Annotated in this window: 15 protein-coding genes; 8 read left to right on the top strand and 7 right to left on the bottom strand. The window is 33.2% G+C overall.

The genetic code is table 11. The features are described from left to right. Positions 1-51 precede the first annotated feature (51 nt). The 5 genes from ACJJV4_RS10435 to metG all read right to left on the bottom strand — a co-directional run bounded on the left by ACJJV4_RS10435 (position 52) and on the right by metG (position 5823). Positions 52-756 (bottom strand): OmpA family protein, encoded by a 705-nt coding sequence (locus ACJJV4_RS10435; protein ID WP_405294132.1) that lies wholly within the window; start codon positions 754-756, stop codon positions 52-54. Between the two features lie 9 nt (positions 757-765). Beyond that, positions 766-1239: a lipocalin gene (locus ACJJV4_RS10430; protein WP_405294130.1), complete on the bottom strand. Its 474-nt coding sequence runs from the start codon at positions 1237-1239 to the stop codon at positions 766-768. Between the two features lie 468 nt (positions 1240-1707). Next, positions 1708-2226: a ferritin gene (locus tag ACJJV4_RS10425; RefSeq protein WP_159018932.1), complete on the bottom strand. Its 519-nt coding sequence runs from the start codon at positions 2224-2226 to the stop codon at positions 1708-1710. 64 nt (positions 2227-2290) lie between these two features. Then, positions 2291-3739 (bottom strand): hypothetical protein, encoded by a 1449-nt coding sequence (locus ACJJV4_RS10420; RefSeq protein WP_405294128.1) that lies wholly within the window; start codon positions 3737-3739, stop codon positions 2291-2293. 17 nt (positions 3740-3756) lie between these two features. Further along, complete coding sequence (gene metG, locus ACJJV4_RS10415) at positions 3757-5823, bottom strand: methionine--tRNA ligase (RefSeq protein WP_405294126.1); 2067 nt, start codon at positions 5821-5823, stop codon at positions 3757-3759. A gap of 149 nt (positions 5824-5972) precedes the next feature. Here metG and ACJJV4_RS10410 point away from each other — a divergent pair, with 149 nt between their 5' ends. Beyond that, positions 5973-7001 (top strand): LD-carboxypeptidase, encoded by a 1029-nt coding sequence (locus ACJJV4_RS10410; protein ID WP_405294124.1) that lies wholly within the window; start codon positions 5973-5975, stop codon positions 6999-7001. A 178-nt stretch (positions 7002-7179) separates the two neighbouring features. Continuing rightward, the gene (locus ACJJV4_RS10405; RefSeq protein WP_405294122.1) at positions 7180-7413 is read left to right on the top strand and encodes a hypothetical protein; all 234 of its coding nucleotides are present in this window, start codon (positions 7180-7182) and stop codon (positions 7411-7413) included. A gap of 63 nt (positions 7414-7476) precedes the next feature. Here the strand turns inward: ACJJV4_RS10405 and ACJJV4_RS10400 are convergent, their stop codons facing one another. Together ACJJV4_RS10400 and ACJJV4_RS10395 are read right to left on the bottom strand one after the other, a co-directional pair. Beyond that, entirely contained in the window at positions 7477-7929 is a 453-nt protein-coding gene (locus tag ACJJV4_RS10400) for a DUF1569 domain-containing protein (RefSeq protein ID WP_405294120.1), read from the bottom strand. 111 nt (positions 7930-8040) lie between these two features. Next, positions 8041-8820: a TerB family tellurite resistance protein gene (locus tag ACJJV4_RS10395; protein WP_405294118.1), complete on the bottom strand. Its 780-nt coding sequence runs from the start codon at positions 8818-8820 to the stop codon at positions 8041-8043. A gap of 405 nt (positions 8821-9225) precedes the next feature. Here ACJJV4_RS10395 and ACJJV4_RS10390 point away from each other — a divergent pair, with 405 nt between their 5' ends. The 6 genes from ACJJV4_RS10390 (at position 9226) to ACJJV4_RS10365 (ending at position 13658) form a co-directional block, all read left to right on the top strand. After that, positions 9226-9636: a BrxA/BrxB family bacilliredoxin gene (locus ACJJV4_RS10390; RefSeq protein ID WP_042503973.1), complete on the top strand. Its 411-nt coding sequence runs from the start codon at positions 9226-9228 to the stop codon at positions 9634-9636. Between the two features lie 117 nt (positions 9637-9753). After that, on the top strand, positions 9754-10149 hold the full coding sequence (locus ACJJV4_RS10385) for a hypothetical protein (RefSeq protein ID WP_405294116.1): 396 nt from the start codon (positions 9754-9756) through the stop codon (positions 10147-10149). Positions 10150-10176: 27 nt separating this feature from the next. Continuing rightward, entirely contained in the window at positions 10177-10914 is a 738-nt protein-coding gene (locus ACJJV4_RS10380; RefSeq protein WP_405294114.1) for a lysophospholipid acyltransferase family protein, read from the top strand. A 12-nt stretch (positions 10915-10926) separates the two neighbouring features. After that, positions 10927-11925 carry an acyl-ACP desaturase gene (locus tag ACJJV4_RS10375; RefSeq protein WP_405294112.1) on the top strand — a complete coding sequence of 333 codons (999 nt, stop codon included), beginning with the start codon at positions 10927-10929 and terminating at the stop codon, positions 11923-11925. A 95-nt stretch (positions 11926-12020) separates the two neighbouring features. Next, positions 12021-12941 carry a GyrI-like domain-containing protein gene (locus ACJJV4_RS10370; protein WP_405294110.1) on the top strand — a complete coding sequence of 307 codons (921 nt, stop codon included), beginning with the start codon at positions 12021-12023 and terminating at the stop codon, positions 12939-12941. 60 nt (positions 12942-13001) lie between these two features. Further along, positions 13002-13658 (top strand): HD domain-containing protein, encoded by a 657-nt coding sequence (locus ACJJV4_RS10365; protein ID WP_405294108.1) that lies wholly within the window; start codon positions 13002-13004, stop codon positions 13656-13658. The last annotated feature ends 38 nt before the right edge of the window (positions 13659-13696 follow it).

Here is a 13696-nt window from a genome sequence, read left to right as displayed (position 1 = left end):
AGGCTATCTTTTTAAAAGATAGCCTTAATATAGTTTGTTTAAAAAAGAAGCTTATTGTCCTGCTTCAGTTTTAGCATCATCAATCATTTTTTCATTAGGTAAGATGGCGATGTTTACTCTTCTATTTTTTGCACGACCTTCTGCTGTAGTATTATCATGAGTTGGTTGTGCTTCACCAAACCAATTTGTAGTAAAACGGCTAGCGCTTAATCCTTTACTTAAAAAATAATCGGTAACGGCATTGGCTCTGTTTTTAGATAATGTTAGGTTTGATTCTTCGCTACCAACACTATCTGTATGGCCAACAACCAATACGTTGGTGTCTGGGTATTCTTTAAAAACAGCAATTAATTTATTTAAAGTTTCTTGTGAAGCTTCGTTAACATTGTATTTAGCTGTATTGAAATATACACCACTATTTTCATCAAAAGTTACCACAATACCATCGTCTACACGTTCTACTTTAGCTCCTGGAATTTCGTTTTCAATTGTTTGGGCTTGTTTGTCCATTTTGTTACCAATAAGTACACCAGCGCCACCGCCAATAACACCACCAATAACAGCACCAAGTTCTCCATTGCCACCTTTACCAACATTATTGCCAATAATAGCGCCTAAAATTGCACCACCAGCGGCACCAATGGCACCACCTTTTTGTTTGTTGTTTGCATTTTGTACCGATTTACAACTTGTTACATTTACTGTAAGAATAAGTGCTAAAAGAATTAATCCTATTTTATTAAATATTGTTTTCATCTGTATGTTTTATTGTTTTGTAAAATTCATTGTAATTGTAAATGGTTTACCTTCTACATTAAGCGTTTGTTGCCATTGCATTGTAGCTTCTGTAAGTTGAGTAAGTTGCATTCTGTAACCGTAGTTGGTTGGCGATTTTCCTTTTTCGTCTGTAGGTTTTAGTAAAAAATCGTACAAATCGGTATCAGGGTCTACTTCTTGAATGGTAAAAATGAAGTTACGAGCACCAATACTACAATTGGTATCATTAATGGTGTAAATCCCCGAATTGTTATTAGGAATAAACTGCCAATCACTACCTTCAAAACATGCTTTTGGAGCATCATCTAAAAGAGATACATTATAGGTGCCTTTTTCACTATAAGAAATAGTACTTAGCGTCCAATTTCCTTTCATTACTTTTTTTGAAGTTCGCACTACTTTTGATGTGCCGCATGAAGCTAAACTTAATGCTAACACTAATAAAATTGCTATTCTTTTCATTTACATGTATTAATTAGGTTTCTATTTGGGTTTAAAAATTATCACTATTTATTGCTTCTTAAAAAAAAGAAACAATTTGATGTACGCAAGTTAAGACCCCTATGCGATATAGGTAGTCACTATAAGTTATTTTTTTAACGTTATCGGGAATTGAACTTGAGTAAATACCAAAAACACGGATGGTTTTTGGTACGAATATTTTTAGGTATTAAGAGTGATTATGCCACTTTTTTAAGCAAGTCGAAACAAGGGCATTTTTTACAACGCTTATTTTCGCCTTTTTTAAATTTTTTACAACAACTGCTTTTTACTTTATCAGGAAGTTCTACTCCTAATTCACGTAACATTTTAATTGCCTTTTTTTTCTTTTTTTTGCCCAAAACAGAATCTGAAATTTAAGAGATATCAAATTTATCTTGGGCAAAAATAACTATTTTTATTAAATCTAAATAAGATTAAATGTTAAAATTACTGTAAACCATCTGCAGATGCGGAAGTTACAGTTAAGTTTTCTATATCGCGATCAAAAAGATACAATCCACCTTTATCATCTCCAATAAGATTTATTTTGTCTAAAATGGTGCGAGCTACAGCTTCTTCTTCTATTTGCTCAGCAACATACCACTGTAAAAAGTTGTGTGATGCATAATCTCTTTCTTCTAAACTAATATGGACTAAATCGTTTATACTTTGAGATACAAATACTTCGTGCTCGAACAATTTCTCAAACATTTCTTTAAATGAAGTAAAGGTTACGTTAGGTGCCGATAATTCCGAAATTTTTGCATGACCACCACGCTCGTTAACAAACTTTACAAGTTTTAACATATGCTCACGCTCTTCATCAGATTGTGCGTACATAAAGTTTGCAACACCTTCTAAACCTTTTACTTCGGCCCAGCAAGCCATGGCTAAGTATATTTGAGACGATTCTGCTTCTATTTTTATTTGATTGTTTAATGCTTTTTCTATAGCTTTTGATAACATAGGTTTTGTTTTTTATAAAGTTAGTAAATTAGACCTTCTTAAAAGTAAATAATACTTTTATTCATTACTTTTCAAATTCTATTAGATGATAATTTTTGTCTTCGGTGTTTAAGTACCCAAAATACAATTTGTTATTAAATGAAAATACATTGGTTAATTTAGCTTTAGGAGTATAAATGCTTTTATTATCAAAAGAATCTTCAAAATCTTTCACCTTGTCTAAACTATTTTTTTCTATTTCACCTTTTACGTGATTAAAATCTTTATCGAAAAGACAACCAATATAAGTAGACCTTGATGATACATAATTTCCATAAGCAGAAAATGTAGGATTAAAACTTACGCTTAAAGGTCCAAAACCACCAAGCGGAATTCCGCCAAATCCAGGCATTGAAGCACCACCGCTGTAATTTATAATTTCACCTCCCAAAAGAATCTTGAGATTTTCATTTTGTCTTAGAACTGATACACCTATTTTATCTTTAGAAATTTTTCTTAGAAACTTATTTGTTTTCTCAATTTCTTTAGTCTTATCACCGTTAAATCCGACTCCCTCTAGAATAATAGGTGTGTTTTTGAATGTTATTGAATCTGATTTATTTAAAACGATATTTTTAATTAACTCTTTAGTTCTAAAATCTTTAATTGTAAATTTTAATTCCTCAGCTGAACCACTAATTTGATATAGTTTGTTATCAAAAAGATAGGAGTTATGTTTTGAAAATTGATGTAGCGTCACAACCGAATGTTTAAAAACATCATGTTTTATATTAAAATTGGTTGGATCAAGTTTTGCAACAATCGTACTGTTTTTATCATTATCAAAAGTGAAGATAAATTCGTCATTATTTAAATAAATTTTATTTTCATTTGCTGTTAACTCTATTGCATTTGGTAAGCTAACATCAATTTTAGCTAGTTTAGAACCAAACAAAATGTTAGAAGCCTTTTTGTTAGATGAATTTACTTTTCTCTCTAAAAAATCGAATGATACTGTTTTTTTATCAAAATTTCCGTTGTTATTATAAATATAAAAGTGAACATCGTTACTTCGCTTTGTTACAGAAATTAAATAAAATTCATTATTAAACATTAGAGTTTCAACATAGCCTTCGAAATTAAATGTAAAATCTAATTTGTGTACGCTTGATTCTTTTGTTTCAAAATTAATGTCTAACCTTCCAAATTTCTTGTTTTTAAGATTCGTAAAAAAAACTGAGTAACTATTGTCTTTATTTACTTTATAACCAAGATAGTTTTTAAATGATTTTGGTAACGTCTCTATTTGAAATTCAGATTTAACCTCAAGGTCACTATTAAGTAAAACCAATTTAGTCTTTTTATGATCTTCTATAAAAAGAACTAACTCACTTTTACTTTCATTTATTAAAGCAAGAGACTCTTTGTCTCTATAAAATTCTGATTTATAATTTACTGGTAAATTCAAAACTGGGTTTTGAGAAAAACCAAAAAAAGAATAAAATAGGACAATAAATAGTAAACGTTTTTTCATTTTTTTTATAAAACTTATTAGCTTATCGCTAATCCATTAGCAACATTATCTGTATCGGGATTTACAAATACAAGTTTTCCGTCTTCACTCTCCGTCATTAAAATCATGCCTTCACTTTCTACACCGCGTAAGGCTCTTGGTGCTAGGTTTACCAAAACAGTAACACGTTTGCCTACAACCTCTTCTGGCGTAAAGCTTTCTGCAATACCAGAAACAATAGTTCTAACATCAATACCTGTATCTACTTTTAAAACTAAAAGTTTTTTAGCTTTTGGCATTTTTTCAGCTTCTATAATGGTACCAACACGCATATCAAGTTTAGTGAAATCATCAAAGTTTATAGTGTCCTTTTGTGGTTCTACTACTTTATTTGCTGCTTCGTTAGCTTTTTTACTCGCTTCTAGTTTATCAAGTTGTTTTTGAATTGTTTCATCTTCTACTTTAGAAAATAATAATTCAGCTTCACCAATTTTATGTCCTGCAGGTAAGAGTACGCTTTTTGTAGCAACTTCTTTCCAAGTCGTTTCTCTATCTAGATTAGAATGATTTAATATGTTTTTTAATTTAGTTGAAGTGAACGGTAAAAAAGGCTCACTTAAAGTGGCTAATGCTGAAGCAATTTGCAACGCAACGTACATAATGGTTTTTGTGCGTTCAGCATCTACTTTAATCACTTTCCATGGTTCTGCATCGGCTAGATATTTATTCCCTAAACGCGCTAAATTCATCATTTCTTGGCTTGCTTCTCTAAAACGGTAACGCTCTATAGAGCTAGCAATAACATCTGGGTAAGCTTTTATGGTAGCTAAAGTTTCTTCATCTACTTGCTCAAGTTCTGAGGGACTAGGCACAATACCTTCATAATATTTATTAGTTAAAACAACTACTCGGTTAATAAAGTTTCCGAAGATAGCAACTAATTCATTGTTGTTTCTTGCCTGAAAATCTTTCCAAGTAAAATCGTTATCCTTAGTTTCTGGTGCGTTTGCTGTTAATACGTAACGTAAAACATCTTGTTGACCTGGGAAATCTTCTAAATATTCTGGTAACCAAACGGCCCAGTTTTTAGAGGTAGATAATTTGTTGCCTTCTAAATTTAAAAACTCGTTTGCTGGCACATTATCAGGTAAAATATAAGAGCCTTCCGCTTTTAACATCGCAGGGAAAATAATACAATGAAATACAATATTATCTTTACCTATAAAATGTACTAGTTTAGTATCTTTATCTTTCCAGTATGGTTCCCAATCTTTTCCTTCGCGAGCAGCCCATTCTTTGGTAGATGAAATATAACCAATTGGTGCATCGAACCAAACGTAAAGCACTTTACCCTCACCACCTTCGGCAGGTACAGGGATTCCCCAGTCTAAATCACGGGTTACGGCTCTTGGGCGTAAACCATCGTCTATCCAAGATTTACATTGTCCGTAAACATTAGGTTTCCAGTCTTTTTTATGACCTTCAAGAATCCATTCTCTTAAAAAAGCTTCATGTTTATCTAGTGGTAAATACCAATGCTTTGTTTGTTTTAAGGTTGGTACATTGCCTGTTATAGCCGATTTAGGATTAATTAAATCGGTAGCATTATGGCTTGTTCCACAGTTTTCACATTGATCACCGTAACTTTCTTCATTGCCACATTTTGGGCAAGTTCCAATCACGAATCTATCTGCTAAAAATTGATTAGCTTGAGCATCATACAATTGTTCCGATGTTTCTTCAATAAATTCACCTTTGGCATCTAAAGTTTTGAAAAACTCAGAAGCTGTTTCATGATGAATAGGTGCAGAAGTTCGAGAGTAATTATCGTAAGTAATTCCAAAATCTACAAACGATTTTTTAATAATAGCATGATATTTATCTACAATATCTTGAGGTGTTACACCTTCATTTTTAGCTTTTATAGTAATTGGCACACCGTGTTCATCACTTCCGCCAATAAATACAACATCGTTTCCTGTTAAGCGTAAATAGCGTACATAAATGTCTGCAGGCACGTAAACACCAGCTAAATGGCCTATATGTATTGGGCCGTTGGTGTATGGTAAAGCAGTTGTAATGGTATATCGTTTTGGTGTGTTCATCAATTTAAAATTATATTATGAGTGTGTTTTTGATTGTTATGTATTATAATATCAATTGTTTAAAATGAAATATATATTGGTTTTACTCAGAAACACAAGTGTTTTTCAAGCCGTAAAAGTAATCAATTTAAGCCCTATTTAGAAAAAAAATGTACATTTACATTATGACACGAATTACTTATGTTACCATTTTATTTTGCACTCTTTTTTTCTTCGGAAAAACAACACTATTGGCGCAAGAATCACCATTAAAACACTCCACTAAATTGATACAACCTCCATATTTAAAAGCAGGCGATACGGTTGCTATTGTAGCACCATCGGGTGTTATAAAAAACGGCGTTAAAGAAATTGAACAAGCTAAAGCATTACTTAAAAGTTGGGGTTTGCATGCTATTGTAGGTAAGCATGTTTTTAGTAAATACAATCATTTTGCGGGAACCGATGATGAGCGTTGTGAAGACTTTCAAAATGCTCTAGATAATCCAACCGTTAGTGCCATTTGGTGTGCTCGTGGGGGTTATGGCACTGTTAGAATTTTGGATAAACTAGACTATACTAAATTTAAAAACCATCCAAAATGGCTTGTAGGTTATAGCGATATTACGGGGTTACATAATCAATTTAATAATGAAGGTATAGAAAGTATACATGGTATTATGTGTTTAAGTTTGCCAGATGATATAAGCACTATAGAAAAGCCTATTGCCACATTTAAAGCGGCCCTTTTTGGAGAACAAATGAGTTATACGCTTGAAGGCTCTAAATATAACAGACCAGGAACAGCAAAAGCTCCTTTAGTTGGTGGTAATTTAACATTATTGCACACTATGCTAGGTTCTAAAACAAGTATCGATACAGATGGAAAAATTCTTTTTATAGAAGAAGTAGGCGAGTATAAATACCATATAGACCGTATGTTGCAAAGTTTAAAACGTGCTGGCTATTTTGATAATTGTGAAGGTGTTATTATTGGAGGAATTAGTAAAGTGAGAAAAAACACAACAGATTGGGGTACATCTATTGAACAGTTATTTTTAGATGCATTGGCCGATTATAATTTTCCAGTAGCTTTTAATGTGCCTGCGGGACACGAAAAAGATAATCGTGCTTTAATTTTAGGTAGAACTATAGATTTAAAAGTAGATAAGGATAAGTCTACAATTGTTTTTGAATAGAAAACGGTCTAGTTTATAATGTTTTTTGTTGTAAAAATCGTTGCTACGTTTTGGTTTTTAGGTTGGTAATTTAGTTTGACGTTAATAAACTACAGTCAACTAATATTTTGTTTTAATTCAAGGATGCGTTGTAGTTTCGTAGTGTTAATTTAAAGTATAACCAACAAAAATTCTCTCAATGAAAAAGTTACAATTATTAAGTGTAGCAGCAATGCTTTTATTTTCTGTAAATATTAATGCAGATACAGTAAATCCAAATTTAAACCTTTTTAATCCAGATGTGCGTAAGTGCTTAATTGAAGCTTCTGAAAGTGAAGGCTGGAAATTAGAGGCTGTTTACACAGATACACAAGACAAACTAGTTATGGTTTTTGGGAAAGGAACTGAAACTAAAACTTATATCAATAAATAATACTTATTGATATCATTAAAATTAAAAAGCCAACTATTTTATAGTTGGCTTTTTTTATGTGTTTTAAACTCCAAATTGATTGAGATGGTGATCTAGATGTTTGTAAAACATGGTGTTCCATTCTTTATTGGTTAGGTTACCGAAGGAATGTGATGCTTTGTTCTCAAAGTGGTTTGCACCTAATTGTTGAGTTCTATTAATAAAATCTACAAGTCTACTTTTTTCTTTATCGAAGTTCTTCTTATCGGTAATTACGAATTCTGGAGCTGTACGGCTATTTTTTTTATAAGGTTTGTCGCCTACAACTATAGGTTTTACAATGGTTTTTAGCATCCAACGTTTAAAAGCATTTGGTTTTGGGTGCTTTTTATCGTAGACCATTTCGTAAGTTACGTTGCAATGCGCTAACATTTGGTCTACACTCATTTTGCCCCAAAGCGGTTGTGCTTCGTTGTCCAAGGTTTTAATTCTTTCAACTACAGCTTGTGTGTCTTTAGAATTGAACATGTTTTTCATAAAAAAGAAGTATTAAGATAGTATCACGCACTAAATTTATTACTTAAAGTTCTTATAACCAATTGTTTTTGGGTTGAAAAGTATTTTTTTTAAGAAGAACTTAATCTATCATTAAAATCTACGCTCCTTCTGTATCTGCTCATAAGCAGCTTGCACTTGCCTAAATTTTTCTTCGGCACCTTTTTGGTGTTCTTTTCCTAGATGAATAACTTTATCTGGATGGTATTTTTTAGCCATAGTACGGTAGGCTTTTTTAATTTCGTCTACGCTAGCACTTTTAGTGATTTCTAAAACCTTGTAAGCATTGTCGCTACTGTCGTAAAACATGGCTTTGATGCTTTCGTAATCTCGAGAGCTTATGCCTAAATAGCCGGCTATGGTATAAATTTGTTTTATCTCGTCTTCGGTTACTAAACCATCGGCTTTGGCTATACCAAATAGAAAGTGCATAAGTTGTAAACGTGATGGATGATCCATCATTTGTTTAATTTGTAAACATACTTGACGTGTAGAAATATTGTTTTGTTTGTTTATGTTTTTAAAAAGCGTAAAAGCACTATTTGCACGTTCTTTGCCATACATATTTACAAATTGTTGACGTACGTAATCTAGCTCGCGTTGGTCTTGTTTACCATCGGCTTTTATTACTATGGAAGCTAAAATAAGTAAGCTCACTTCAAAATCTCCAGATTGTGTTTGCGGGCGTGGTGCTGTGCGTGTATTATATGTGGTTCGTTGACCTTGTTGAGGTTGTCCTTGGTTTAAAAAGGGGTTTCCTTTTCCGTCGGACATGGCATCAATAACACTACCTAGTGCTAAGCCTATTATGGCACCTATTGGTCCGCCAAACGACCAGCCTAAAGAGGCGCCTATCCATTTTGTAAAACTCATGTACTGTTTGTTTTTTATGTTTCAAAGATACTATTGTTAGTTGAATTTTTATGGGTTTTGTTACAACATTGGCTAATTTGTGATGCTTTTAACGTATGCTTTATTTTGGCTGATGACCGCGTTAAGGATAGTAGCGGCATCCTTTTTTGTGATTGGCCTTTGGTTAAATTTTAGCTCGAACTTTGGATATATGCTAAAGTTTAATATGAAGTACGATATTTGAATATGAACAAAAAAGATATAGCGGAAAGCCTGACCCGTAGGGAAACGCCCAAAGAATTATACGTAAATTTGTCAGGTTTTGGTGGTTATGAACGACTTAAACCTGACAGTTGTCTTAAATCGCATGATTTTTGACTAACTTTGTAACAGAGATTAATTATAAAACATAAAAATTTAAAAGATATGTATCCAGCAGAATTAGTAAAACCTATGCGTGAGGATTTAACCAACGTTGGTTTTGAGGAATTACACACTGCCGAGGCGGTTGAGGCGGCTATTGCAAAACCGGGAACTACGCTTGTAGTTGTAAATTCGGTTTGTGGTTGTGCGGCAGCTAATGCGCGTCCAGGTGCGAGAATGAGTTTACAAAACGCAAAACGCCCAGACCATATTACTACGGTTTTTGCAGGTGTTGATAAGGAGGCTGTAGATGCAGCGCGTGGCTTTATGGTACCGTTTCCTCCAAGTTCACCTTGTATGGCTTTATTTAAAGATGGCGAATTAGTACACATGTTAGAGCGTCACCACATTGAAGGTCGTCCAGCAGAATTAATTGCTGAAAACCTTGTTGATGCTTACAATGCAAATTGCTAGTCTAGTTTATAAAAACTTGATTTAATTTATAAAGAAAACCACGATTTATCGTGGTTTTCTTGTTTCTACACGCAACTATTTACTTGTTTTAGTATCTAAAAAATAAAGAACTTATTTATGCGAAAATCGATTGTGTTACCTGGTTTGCTTTTGTTTAGTATGCTGTTTATGGCTTTTCAGTGCGATGAGGAGAATACTGACACCATGGAAAGTGATAGGCTCGAATTATCTCAATTAAAAACTGAAATCGACAGCATTGTAAATGCTTCTGCTTGTGATGGTACTCACATTTGCGAGTTTATGGCTTATGGCAGTAAAGCTTGCGGCGGACCTCAAGGGTATTTGGTGTATTCTACTTCTATTAACGTAGAAAACTTAAAGGCGCTAGTTGATAATTACAATGAAGCTGAAGCCGAATTTAATTTAAAATGGAATATTTTATCTGATTGTTCTGTGCCAAACCCGCCAAGTGAAATAATTTGCGAAAATAACAAGTGCGTGCCTGTTTTATAAGACTGAGTTTTTACTTATTTTTGAGGCATGGTAAAATTAATATCTTATCCGCTAACTATTATATATGCCTTTGCGTTTTTATTAACCATTGTTATATTTCATCCTATACAAGCGTTTTGTTATAGGGTTTTTGGTTACGAAGCGCTTAAAAAAAGTGTAGATGCTTTGCAGTTTTGCTTAATGCGCTGTTTAAATATTTTGGGCACGCGTTTCACGTTCGATAATCCTTATGATATTCCTACCAATCAGCCTATAATTATTGTTTCTAATCACCAAAGTATGTACGATATATCGCCGCTTATGTGGTATATGCGTAAACATCATCCTAAATTTATAAGTAAAATTGAGTTGGGTAAAGGTATTCCTAGTGTATCGTATAATTTGCGCCACGGCGGATCATGTTTAATAGATCGTAAAAACCCAAGACAATCTTTACCGGCTATTATGAAGTTTGGAGAGTATATTGAAAAAACAAAACGAGCAGCTGTGATTTTTCCCGAAGGCACACGAAGTGTAGACGGTAAACCAAAGCCTTTTCAAACTAAAGGTTTGGAAATTTTACTTAAAAAAATACCTTCGGCATTGGTTGTGCCTATTACGATAAATAACTCTTGGAAAACCCTGCGTTATGGGAAATTCCCAATGGGTTTGGGCACTCACATAAAATTTACCGTGCATAAGCCTATAAAAGTTAGTACCTTTGCTAATAGACAAGATTTGATAAATAGTGTGGAAACCACTATTGTAGAACATATAAAACATTAAAAACACATTCCGATGGCGTTAAAAAACAAACGAATTGAAGTAATGAACTTTTTGGAGAAGGATATTGATGCCTTGGTTCAGAAATATTTAATTCCGATTGAAAAAATATGGCAACCTACCGACTTTTTACCAAACACTGAAGGTAGTGATGAAGAGTTTTTTGAAGAAGTTAGAGAGATAAGAGAGTTGGCTAAAGAGCTGCCTTACGATTTCTGGGTGGTTTTAGTTGGAGATATGATTACTGAAGAAGCTTTACCTACTTACGAATCTTGGTTAATGGATGTAGAAGGTGTAGATCAAGTTAATGGTAAAAATGGCTGGTCTAAATGGGTAAGCCAATGGACTGGTGAGGAAAACCGCCATGGTGATGTGCTTAATAAATATCTTTACCTTTCCGGTCGTGTAAATATGCGCGAAATAGAAGTAACTACACAACATTTAATTGCCGATGGTTTCGATATTGGAACCGATAGAGATCCTTATAAAAACTTTGTATATACAAGTTTCCAGGAATTAGCAACTTACGTATCGCACAACCGTGTGGCTAAAATTGCAAAAGATTTTGGTAATAAGCGTTTGGCTAAAATGTGTAAAATAATTGCCGGTGACGAAATGAGACACCACCATGCGTATTCTGAATTTGTAGAGCGTATTTTTGAAGTGGATCCGAACCAAATGATGATGGCGTTCCATTACATGATGAAGCAAAAAATAACAATGCCTGCTCACTTTTTACGTGAAACAGGTGGGAAAATTGGTTCGGCATTCGAAGAGTTTTCAAATACAGCACAACGTATAGGTGTTTACACTTCTATGGATTATATTGATATTTTAGAGAAATTAACCAAGCGTTGGGAGATTGATAAAATAACCAACCTGAATGATGAAGCTGAAAAAGCTAGAGATTACCTCATGAAATTACCGTCTAGAATGACGCGTGTTGCAGAGCGTATGAAGGTGCCAGAAAACTCTTTTGAGTTTAAATGGGTACAGCCAGCTATTATTAAATAGATTTTTTAGGTTAAATATTTAGACCGAATAAAAACTAATAAAATTTTATGAACCTCTAAAAAATGAATTCCGTTTTTTAGAGGTTTTATATATTTATGACATTATTTAGCCAAGATAAAGATTATATAAAGCGCGTAAACTTAGCGCTATCTTTTATTGACGCTCATTTAGACTCCAATGTTTTATCCTTAGAAAGCGTTTCGGGAATAGCTTCGTTTTCTCCCTTTCATTTTCATCGTATTTTTAAAAGTATTGTTGGCGAAACTTTAAATAGTTATATTGGTAGAAGGCGTCTAGAGCGTGCTGCTGCCATGTTAATTCATAAAAAAGAATTTACTATTACCGAAATTGCTTTGCATGTTGGTTTTAATACAAACTCTGCTTTTACCCGAGCTTTTAAAAAGTTTTACAATGTGAGTCCCTCTGAATTTAGAAATGAGCATCCGCATAAATTTAGCAAGATTGGTATAGTTGAAAGCAAGATTGGACAAGAGAATTTTATGCTCGAAAGCTATTTTTGCAATATTGATAATCATATAAATTGGATTGAAATGAATGCAAACATTAAAGTAAAACAAATACCCGAATTACATTTTGCAAGCCTAACGCATATTGGTGTCGAAAATATTGATAAAGCTTTTGAAAGGATTATTAAATGGGCTATTTCAAAGGGGGTAATGCAAAAGCCTGAAACGAGATTAGCTAGAGTTTTTCATGATAGTTTTAAATTTACAGATGCTAATAAAGTACGTATGAGTATTTCGGTGTTAACAAAAGAACCTGTTTTAGTTGAAGGCGATATTCATAATTTATCTACCAAAGCAGGAAAGTATATTATTGGCCGATTTGAAATCACTCCTCAAGATTTTGAAAAATCGTGGAGCGGTCTTTTTATTTGGATGCACGATAATGGTTATGCAAAAGCAGATAGTACGCCTTTCGAAATCTATCAAAACGATATGCGAGAACACCCAGAAGGTAAAGCTATTGTAGATTTTTATATTCCGGTAATGTAGGTTGTTAAATTCTTTTAAAAAGTAATATTATTTACTTGATAATCTTTCTATTTTTATATCATGACAAATCAAGAAAACATCATAAATAAAACAATTGTTTTTGTAAAAGAAAAACTAGAAGGAGCCGAGGGTGGTCACGATTGGTTTCATATAGAACGAGTTTATAAAAATGCACTTTTAATTTCGAAAACGGAAAAAATAAATGGTTTTGTTGTTGCTCTTGGTGCTTTGCTTCATGACATTGCAGATAGTAAATTTCACAATGGAGATGAAACTGTGGGGCCAAAAGTAGCTCGTGATTTTTTATCGGGGTTAAATGTTGATAACGAAACAATTCAGCATGTGGTTAATATTATCGAAAACATATCGTTTAAAGGCGGAAATATAGAGCAGAAGTTTACTTCTCCAGAATTAAACGTGGTGCAAGATGCCGATCGTTTAGATGCTATTGGAGCTATTGGTATTGCACGTTGCTTTAATTATGGTGGTTTTAAAAATAGAGCGCTTTACGATCCGGAGATAAAACCAGATCTAAATATGAGTAAGGAAGCATATAAAAAATCGACTGCTCCAACAATAAATCATTTCTACGAAAAGTTATTGCTTTTAAAAGATAGAATGAATACAGAAACAGGAAAATTGGTTGCTGGAGAAAGACATGAGTTTATGCTTCAGTTTTTAAATCAGTTTGATAAAGAATGGAATGGTGTTTTATAAAGTAAGTATGTAAAACCTAAATTATCACCTTTTAAGTG

The sequence above is a fragment of the Algibacter sp. Ld11 genome (genome assembly GCF_045066735.1).
Taxonomy (GTDB): Bacteria; Bacteroidota; Bacteroidia; order Flavobacteriales; family Flavobacteriaceae; genus Algibacter.
The sequence above is the reverse complement of the archived record's forward strand: the minus strand, read 5'-3'. Positions and strand labels throughout refer to the sequence as shown.